Origin of the sequence: Pluralibacter gergoviae ATCC 33028 = NBRC 105706, from assembly GCF_001598855.1 — a bacterium.
Classification (GTDB): domain Bacteria; phylum Pseudomonadota; class Gammaproteobacteria; order Enterobacterales; family Enterobacteriaceae; genus Pluralibacter; species Pluralibacter gergoviae.
Window position 1 is genome coordinate 46,863 of record NZ_BCZS01000026.1, and the last position, 8,501, is coordinate 55,363.

Genomic DNA, 8,501 nt, shown 5'->3' on the forward strand with positions numbered 1-8,501 from the left:
TTAATCCGCTATTTTACCTTTTTCTACGCTGAACATCTTCGAATTTTTGTCCGCCATGTCCATAACGTGTTCAGCGCTGATGGCGCTGACAAAAACCTGAGATTCAGTGGCCTTCAGCCTGCTCGCCAGCAGGCCGCGGCGGGCATCATCCAGCTCAGAGGCAAAATCATCAATGAGATACAGGCAGCGTCGCCCGCTCTCGCGCGTTAAAAACTCGCCCTGCGCCAGCCGAAGCGCGCACATCAGTAGCTTAAGTTGGCCGCGCGACAGGGTATCTTCCACCGGCGCGCCGTCGGCGCGGATGCGAAAGTCCGCCTTGTGCGGGCCGTGGGCGGTGTAGGTCAGCATCCGGTCGCGCTCAAAGCCGCGCTCCAGCACCTCGGCGTAGTCCGTCTCTTTCTCCCAGCCGCGCTGAAAGGAGAAGCTGAGGTCGAACTCGGGCAAAAACTGTTTGCAGGTATCCGCCATGTCTGCGGCAATCGCCGCGCTGTATTCGGCCCGCCAGCGGCTGACCTGCTCCGCCAGCGGGATAAGCTCCGCGTCCCACGGGCGCAGCTGGGCGTAGCGGCTCACCTGCCGCAGGGCGGCATTGCGCTGCTTGAGCAGCCGCTTGAGGTTGCTCCAGGCGGTGAAGAAGCCGGTTTGGTTGTGAAAGCAGCCCCAGTCGAGGAACGCTCTGCGGTATTTGGGGCCGCCGTTGAGTAACGTAAACCCTTCCGGGGTGATCAGCTGCATCGGCATCAGCATCGCCAGCTCGGCGACCTTGTGGCCGTCGCTGCCGTCGATGCGCACCTTGCTGTCGCCCTGCTTGTCCTTGGTAAGCCCGATGGCTATCTCGCGCTGCTCGCCCTGCAGGCGGCCGTGCAGCACGAAGGCATCCTGCTCGTGGCGAATGACGCGGCCGATTTGCAGGCTGCGAAACGCCCGGCCGTGGCCGAGGGTATAGATGGCCTCCAGCACGCTGGTTTTACCGCTGCCGTTAGCGCCGACGAGAAAATTAAAACCGGGAGAGAGCGCGAGATCCGCGCTCTCGATGTTGCGAAAATCTTTAATCAGTAATCGAGTCAGTGACATGCTTAACTCATACCCAGGGCGTAATCGGCGCAGTTAGTCTGGTTTCGGCCAGCGCGGAGCAACCGGAGCGTACTGAAGTACGTGAGGATTGCGAGCACTGCCCGGAACCAGAATAACAAGTAAGATAGCCCGCTATTTCCTACAGCCTCATTGGCATAACGACGTAGGCGGCACTCTGGCTGGCGGCATCCTCAATCTGGACGCTGGATACGGAATCGGTCAGCAGAATGCGGACGTTTTCGCACTTCAGGGCGTTGAGCACGTCCAGCACGTAGCTGACGTTAAAGCCGATCTCCAGCTCGCTGCCGGGATAGGTGACGTCGAGGATCTCTTCCGCCTCTTCCTGCTCCGGGTTGTTGGCGGTGATCCTGAGCTGGTTCTCGCTCACATAAAGGCGCACGCCGCGGAACTTCTCGTTGGAGAGAATCGCCGCGCGGGCGAAGGCCTGCTTGAGAATGTCGCAGCCCGCCTCCAGGTGCTTGTCCGGGTTTTTCGGCAGCACGCGGCGATAGTCCGGGAAGCGGCCGTCCACCAGCTTGGAGGTGAAGATAAAGTCGCCGACGTGGGCGCGGATATTGTTGCTGCCGATCTGCACCCGCAGCGGGTTTTCGCCGCCGTCGAGCATACGCATCAGCTCAATCACGCCTTTACGCGGCACGATCACCGAATGGTTCGGCAGCGAGACGCCGATAGGCATCGAGCAGACCGCCAGGCGGTGGCCGTCGGTGGCGACGGTGCGCAGCTCCTCGCCTTCGGTCTCAAACAGCATGCCGTTTAAGTAGTAGCGCACGTCCTGATGGGCCATCGAGAACTGGGTGGCTTCGATCAGGCGCTTCATGGTCGCCTGCGGCAGCGTAAACTCGACGTCGCTCTGCCAGTCGTCGAGGTTCGGGAAGTCGGCGGCGGGCAGCGTGGAGAGCGAGAAGCGGCTGCGCCCGGAGCGCACCAGCATACGGTCGCCCTCCAGCTGCACGGCGATCTCGGCACCTTCGGGCAGTCCGCGGCAAATATCAAAGAACTTGCGCGCGGGCACCGTGGTGGCGCCCGGCTCGTGCGGCTGAATCAGCGCGACGCGTGCGACCATTTCCATCTCAAGATCGGTCCCGGTCAGCGACAGGGTACCGTCAGCCACCTGCAGCAGCAGGTTGCCGAGAATAGGCAGCGTCGGGCGGCCGCCTAACGGACCACTTACCTGCTGCAGCGGTTTTAACAAATGTTCACGTTCAACGGTAAATTTCATAGCGTCACGAAGATAATGTTCTGATTAAATTGGAAAAATCTTCTTTAATGTCGTGGCTCTCTTCACGCAGCTGCTCTATCTTGCGGCAGGCGTGGAGCACGGTCGTATGGTCGCGGCCGCCAAACGCATCGCCGATTTCCGGCAGGCTGTGGTTGGTCAGCTCTTTGGCCAGCGCCATCGCCATCTGGCGCGGACGCGCAACCGAGCGGGATCGCCGCTTGGAGAGCAGATCGGCGACCTTAATTTTATAGTACTCCGCCACCGTTTTCTGAATATTGTCGATGGTGACCAGCTTTTCCTGCAGCGCCAGCAGATCCCTGAGCGCTTCGCGCACGAAATCGATGGTGATCGCCCGGCCGGTAAAGTTGGCGTTGGCGATAACGCGGTTCAGCGCGCCCTCAAGTTCGCGAACGTTGGAACGCAGGCGTTTGGCAATAAAGAACGCGACTTCGCCCGGCAGGCGGATGTCGTTTTCGTCGGCCTTCTTCATCAGGATCGCCACGCGGGTTTCCAGCTCCGGCGGCTCAATCGCCACCGTCAGGCCCCAGCCAAAGCGCGATTTCAGACGATCCTCAACGCCGTTGATCTCTTTCGGATAGCGATCGGAGGTCAGGATGATCTGCTGATTGCCCTCCAGCAGGGCGTTGAAGGTGTGGAAAAACTCTTCCTGGGATCGTTCTTTATTGGCAAAAAACTGGATGTCATCGATAAGCAGCGCGTCAACGGAGCGGTAGTAGCGCTTAAACTCTTCAATGGCGTTGTTCTGCAGGGCCTTCACCATGTCCTGCACGAAGCGCTCGGAGTGCATATACACTACTTTCGCGTTCGGCTTGCGGGCGATGATGCCATTGCCGACGGCGTGCAGCAGGTGGGTTTTACCCAGACCCGTGCCGCCATAGAGGAACAGCGGGTTATAGGCGCCGCCAGGGTTGTCCGCGACCTGACGCGCCGCCGCCCGGGCCAGCTGGTTTGATTTACCTTCCACGAAGTTATCGAAGGTGTGCTTAACGTTAACGTTAGAGCGATAGGAGGGCTCTGCCGGTGCTGGAACGTTATCCCAGCCGGGACGTGCGGCCGGAGCCGCGCGCGCCACGTGCACCGGCGCCTGTGCCTGAGCGGCAACCTGAGCAGGCTCTTTAAGCGTGCGGGTAACGGGCCTGGCGCCCACTTCAAAGCGCAGCAGCGGCGCATCCGCCCCGCAGAAATCGTTGAGCAGTCCATTGATATTATTCAGGTATTTGTCCCTTACCCAATCGAGCACAAAACGGTTTGGCGCATACAGGGCCAGCGTGTTATCGCTCAGTTCCGCCTGCAAAGGGCGGATCCACATGCTGAATTCTGTGGCTGGTAACTCATCCTGCAATCGGGCAAGACACTGCTGCCAAAGCGAAAGTGACACGGCGGACTCCACTCGAACAAAAAGGGTGAAACTGAAATAATGATTGTGACACGCGTTGAAAAGACCCTGTGCATAAGGGTAACGCGCGAACCGCTATCAGCGATTAGCTACTCCGTTCAGGATCGAGGATCGCGATCGGGACCGCGGATCATAGCCTAAACTGAGCCAGAGATCTTCTGTTTCTCACAGATTATTGCCTGGTTATCCACAGGCAGGGATCCGGACCGGCTAAGTGTAAACGATCCTGCCTGCGCTGCGGTCGATTTCTGCCGCAATATTGGAAAATTTACTCTCTGCCGCCTTTTTAGTACTTAAATGATCTTACAAAGATCCCGGCGATCCTTGCGCTTTGCCGGGCAGAACGTATAATCGCCAACCCGGTGCGTGGTGCCCGAGATCCTGCATCGGACGACGCGCATTTTCCCGGCGTTTTTCACGTGAAAACGTGCGGAAATACGCGGGAAACAAGGTAAAGAGAATTGACTCCGGAGTGTACAATTATTACAATCCGGCCTCTTTAATCACCCACGCTGAGGCGTAAGTCGTTCGAAACTCGTTCGGGTATACGCAAAAGTCAGTGAATTTATTCAAGTTTAGGTAGAAATCGCCATGAAACGCACTTTTCAACCGTCTGTACTGAAGCGCAACCGTTCTCACGGCTTCCGTGCTCGTATGGCTACTAAAAATGGTCGTCAGGTTCTGGCACGTCGTCGTGCTAAAGGCCGTGCTCGTCTGACCGTTTCCAAGTAATAAAAGCTAACCCCTGCGTGGTTAAGCTCGCATTTCCCAGGGAGTTACGTTTGCTAACTCCCACTCATTTCACTTTCGTCTTCCAGCAGCCGCAACGGGCTGGCACGCCGCAAATCACTATTCTCGGCCGCCTGAATTCGCTGGGGCATCCCCGTATCGGTCTCACCGTCGCCAAGAAAAACGTCAAGCGCGCCCATGAACGCAATCGGATTAAACGTCTGACGCGTGAAAGCTTTCGCCTGCGTCAGCACGAACTTCCGGCTATGGATTTCGTGGTGGTGGCGAAAAGAGGGGTCGCTGACCTCGATAACCGGGCGCTGACGGAAGCACTGGAAAAACTATGGCGCCGTCACTGTCGCCTGGCTCACGGCTCCTGATAGCCCTTATTCGGGTCTATCAGCGCCTGATTAGTCCGCTACTCGGGCCGCACTGTCGTTTCACTCCCAGCTGCTCGCAATACGGAATTGAGGCATTGCGCAGGTTCGGAGTGATAAAAGGCAGTTGGTTGACGGTGAAACGCGTATTAAAATGCCACCCTTTACACCCGGGTGGAGACGACCCCGTCCCACCATCTAAAACCAGAGAACACTAACGATGGATTCGCAACGCAATCTTCTAGTCATCGCTTTGTTGTTCGTGTCTTTCATGATCTGGCAGGCATGGGAGCAGGATAAAAATCCTCAGCCCGAGCCACAGACCACGCAGACTACGACCACCGCAGCGGGTAGCGCCGCCGACCAGGGCGTACCGGCCAGTGGCCAGGGGAAACTGATTACCGTTAAGACCGACGTGCTTGAGCTGACCATCAACACCCGCGGTGGTGATGTTGAGCAGGCGCACCTGCTGGCGTACCCGAAAGAGCTGGGTTCTAGCGAACCGTTCCAGCTGCTGGAAACCACGCCGGAGTTTATCTATCAGGCGCAGAGCGGCCTGACCGGTCGCGACGGCCCGGACAACCCGGCTAACGGCCCGCGTCCGCTGTACAACGTTGATAAAGATGCGTTCGTGCTGGCAGACGGCCAGAACACGCTGACCATTCCGCTGACCTATACCGACAAAGCGGGCAACACCTTCACCAAGAACTTCGTACTCAAGCGCGGCGAGTACGCGGTGAACGTGGACTACAACGTGAAGAACGTCGGCGAGAAGCCGCTGGAGGTCTCCACCTTCGGCCAGCTGAAGCAGTCCATCAATCTGCCTAAGCATCGTGACACCGGCAGCAGCAACTTTGCCCTGCACACTTTCCGCGGCGCGGCCTACTCCACGCCGGACGAGAAGTATGAGAAGTATAAGTTCGACACCATTGCCGATAACGAAAACCTGAACCTCAGCGCGAAAGGCGGCTGGGTAGCGATGCTGCAGCAGTACTTCGCTACCGCGTGGGTGCCGCACAGCGATACCACCAGCAACTTCTACACGACGAACCTGGGTAACGGCATTGCCGCCATCGGCTATAAGTCGCAGCCGGTGCTGGTACAGCCGGGTCAGATCCTGACCACCGGCAGCACCCTGTGGGTCGGCCCGGAAATTCAGGATAAGATGGCCGCCGTGGCGCCGCATCTGGATCTGACCGTTGACTACGGCTGGCTGTGGTTTATCTCCCAGCCGCTGTTCAAGCTGCTGAAGTTCATCCACAGCTTCCTCGGCAACTGGGGCTTCTCGATCATCGTCATCACCTTTATCGTGCGCGGTATCATGTACCCGCTGACCAAGGCGCAGTACACCTCGATGGCGAAGATGCGCATGCTGCAGCCGAAGATTCAGGCGATGCGTGAGCGTCTGGGCGACGATAAGCAGCGCCAGAGCCAGGAGATGATGGCCCTGTATAAGGCGGAGAAAGTGAACCCGCTGGGCGGCTGCTTCCCGCTGATTATTCAGATGCCTATCTTCCTTGCGCTGTACTACATGCTGATGGGCTCCATCGAGCTGCGCCACGCGCCGTTCGCCCTGTGGATCCACGACCTGTCGGCGCAGGACCCGTACTACATCCTGCCGATCCTGATGGGCGTGACGATGTTCTTCATCCAGAAGATGTCGCCGACCACCGTGACCGACCCGATGCAGCAGAAGATCATGACCTTTATGCCGGTCATCTTTACCGTCTTCTTCCTGTGGTTCCCGTCCGGTCTGGTGCTGTACTATATCGTCAGCAACCTGGTGACCATCATTCAGCAGCAGCTGATCTACCGCGGTCTGGAAAAGCGTGGCCTGCACAGCCGTGATAAGAAAAAGTCCTGATTCGGTAAGCGATAGCTAAAATGGAAGGCGGTCAGATGACCGCCTTTTTTATTTTTGAGAGTAAGAGAAAACGCCATGAACCATAACGACACGATTGTAGCCCAGGCAACCGCTCCCGGACGCGGTGGCGTCGGCATTCTGCGCGTCTCCGGCCTGCAGGCCCGCGAGGTCGCAGAGGCGGTGCTGGGCAAGCTGCCGAAGCCGCGCTACGCCGACTACTTGCCCTTTCGCGATGCGCAGGGCAGTACGCTGGATCAGGGCATCGCGCTATGGTTCCCTGGCCCGAACTCCTTTACCGGGGAAGACGTGCTGGAGCTGCAGGGCCACGGCGGCCCGGTTATTCTCGATCTGCTGCTGAAACGTATTCTGACCCTGCCCGGCGTGCGCATCGCCAGGCCCGGCGAGTTCTCCGAGCGGGCGTTTCTCAACGATAAGCTCGATCTGGCCCAGGCGGAAGCCATAGCCGACCTGATTGACGCCAGCTCCGAGCAGGCGGCGCGCTCGGCGATGGGCTCGCTGCAGGGGGCCTTTTCAAACCGCGTTAATCACCTTGTGGAAGCACTTACTCACCTGCGCATCTACGTAGAGGCAGCCATCGACTTCCCGGACGAGGAGATAGACTTCCTCTCCGACGGCAAAATCGAGGCCCAGCTTAATGGCGTAATGGCCGACCTGGACGCGGTGCGCGCCGAGGCGCGCCAGGGCAGCCTGCTGCGCGAAGGGATGAAGGTGGTGATTGCCGGGCGGCCAAATGCCGGTAAATCCAGCCTACTCAATGCATTAGCGGGGCGCGAAGCGGCCATCGTCACCGATATCGCCGGCACCACCCGCGACGTGCTGCGCGAACATATCCATATCGACGGCATGCCGCTGCACATCATCGACACCGCCGGGCTGCGCGAGGCCAGCGACGAAGTGGAGCGCATCGGCATTGAGCGCGCCTGGCAGGAGATCGAGCAGGCGGATCGGGTGCTGTTTATGGTCGACGGCACCACTACCGACGCCGTCGATCCGGCCGCCATCTGGCCGGACTTTATCGCCCGCCTGCCGGCAAATCTGCCGATCACCGTGGTGCGTAACAAGGCGGATATTACCGGCGAAGCAGCCGGCCTGACGGAAGTAAACGGTCACTCACTTATTCGCCTCTCCGCCCGCCAGGGCGAAGGCGTAGAGGTGCTGCGCGATCACCTCAAGCAGAGCATGGGCTTCGATACCAGCATGGAGGGCGGCTTCCTCGCCCGCCGCCGCCACCTGCAGGCGCTGGAGATTGCCGCAGAGCACCTGCAGCAGGGCAAAGCCCAGCTGATCGGCGCCTGGGCCGGCGAACTGCTGGCGGAGGAGCTGCGCCTGGCGCAGCAGAGCCTGAGCGAGATCACCGGCGAATTTACCTCTGATGATTTGCTGGGAAGGATTTTTTCGAGCTTTTGTATCGGGAAATAGCGCTTCGTCTGTAATCATCCATTCTTTCCACATATCCCGCATAGCTGATTGTTATGCGGGACTTTCGTTGAAAGCCTGGCCAATTATTATTACTGGACAAGATTTTTTTCTGATCTCAACATCTAGCTTCGCTAGACCGCGAATTGTTCACTACATAAGGACTATGTTGCCAATGACTGAAGCCGAACTCCTGCGTCAACTGGCTCTGGGTGAGGATAGCCGCCACCAGTTCAAACGTGATGCGACTAATGTTGACAGTATAGCCGCTGAGTTGGCGGCTTTTTCCAACAGCGGTGGTGGTCAATTGTTTATTGGCGTAGAGGATGATGGCTCAGTATTGGGGTTGGAATCTGGCGCAGT

Annotated in this window: 9 protein-coding genes; 6 read left to right on the forward strand and 3 right to left on the reverse strand. The window is 58.5% G+C overall.

Annotation, left to right across the window (positions count from 1 at the left end; genetic code table 11):
* From recF to dnaA, 3 genes are all read right to left on the reverse strand, one after another.
* Complete coding sequence (recF, locus tag ENGE1_RS20500) at positions 1-1,074, reverse strand: DNA replication/repair protein RecF (protein WP_043081408.1); 1,074 nt, start codon at positions 1,072-1,074, stop codon at positions 1-3.
* A 139-nt stretch (positions 1,075-1,213) separates the two neighbouring features.
* On the reverse strand, positions 1,214-2,314 hold the full coding sequence (gene dnaN, locus ENGE1_RS20505) for a DNA polymerase III subunit beta (RefSeq protein ID WP_043081409.1): 1,101 nt from the start codon (positions 2,312-2,314) through the stop codon (positions 1,214-1,216).
* 4 nt (positions 2,315-2,318) lie between these two features.
* Positions 2,319-3,713 (reverse strand): chromosomal replication initiator protein DnaA, encoded by a 1,395-nt coding sequence (dnaA, locus tag ENGE1_RS20510; RefSeq protein WP_043081410.1) that lies wholly within the window; start codon positions 3,711-3,713, stop codon positions 2,319-2,321.
* Between the two features lie 609 nt (positions 3,714-4,322).
* On the opposite strand from dnaA, the gene rpmH reads away from it, so the two are divergent.
* The 6 genes from rpmH to ENGE1_RS27220 all read left to right on the forward strand — a co-directional run.
* A complete protein-coding gene (gene rpmH, locus ENGE1_RS27205) occupies positions 4,323-4,463 on the forward strand; it encodes a 50S ribosomal protein L34 (protein ID WP_000831330.1) in 141 nt (46 codons plus the stop codon).
* Positions 4,464-4,480: 17 nt separating this feature from the next.
* Positions 4,481-4,840 (forward strand): ribonuclease P protein component, encoded by a 360-nt coding sequence (gene rnpA / locus ENGE1_RS27210; protein WP_071883289.1) that lies wholly within the window; start codon positions 4,481-4,483, stop codon positions 4,838-4,840.
* Complete coding sequence (gene yidD / locus ENGE1_RS27215; RefSeq protein ID WP_072062246.1) at positions 4,804-5,055, forward strand: membrane protein insertion efficiency factor YidD; 252 nt, start codon at positions 4,804-4,806, stop codon at positions 5,053-5,055. The genes rnpA and yidD overlap by 37 nt, the downstream gene beginning before the upstream one ends.
* A gap of 2 nt (positions 5,056-5,057) precedes the next feature.
* Positions 5,058-6,701: a membrane protein insertase YidC gene (gene yidC / locus ENGE1_RS20520; protein WP_043081412.1), complete on the forward strand. Its 1,644-nt coding sequence runs from the start codon at positions 5,058-5,060 to the stop codon at positions 6,699-6,701.
* Positions 6,702-6,776: 75 nt separating this feature from the next.
* Positions 6,777-8,141, forward strand: a complete 1,365-nt coding sequence (gene mnmE, locus ENGE1_RS20525) for a tRNA uridine-5-carboxymethylaminomethyl(34) synthesis GTPase MnmE (protein WP_043081413.1) — start codon at positions 6,777-6,779, stop codon at positions 8,139-8,141.
* A gap of 172 nt (positions 8,142-8,313) precedes the next feature.
* Positions 8,314-8,501 (forward strand): AlbA family DNA-binding domain-containing protein (locus ENGE1_RS27220; protein ID WP_162268900.1); only part of this gene is annotated, 188 nt, incomplete at its 3' end.

What these genes read in the sequence shown, in the direction of transcription:
- yidD (WP_072062246.1), top strand. Translation starts at nt 4,804, where the DNA reads ATGGCGCCGTCACTGTCGCCTGGCTCACGGCTCCTGATAGCCCTTATT.
- yidC (WP_043081412.1), top strand. Translation starts at nt 5,058, where the DNA reads ATGGATTCGCAACGCAATCTTCTAGTCATCGCTTTGTTGTTCGTGTCT.
- recF (WP_043081408.1), bottom strand. Translation starts at nt 1,074, where the DNA reads ATGTCACTGACTCGATTACTGATTAAAGATTTTCGCAACATCGAGAGC.
- dnaN (WP_043081409.1), bottom strand. Translation starts at nt 2,314, where the DNA reads ATGAAATTTACCGTTGAACGTGAACATTTGTTAAAACCGCTGCAGCAG.
- mnmE (WP_043081413.1), top strand. Translation starts at nt 6,777, where the DNA reads ATGAACCATAACGACACGATTGTAGCCCAGGCAACCGCTCCCGGACGC.
- rpmH (WP_000831330.1), top strand. Translation starts at nt 4,323, where the DNA reads ATGAAACGCACTTTTCAACCGTCTGTACTGAAGCGCAACCGTTCTCAC.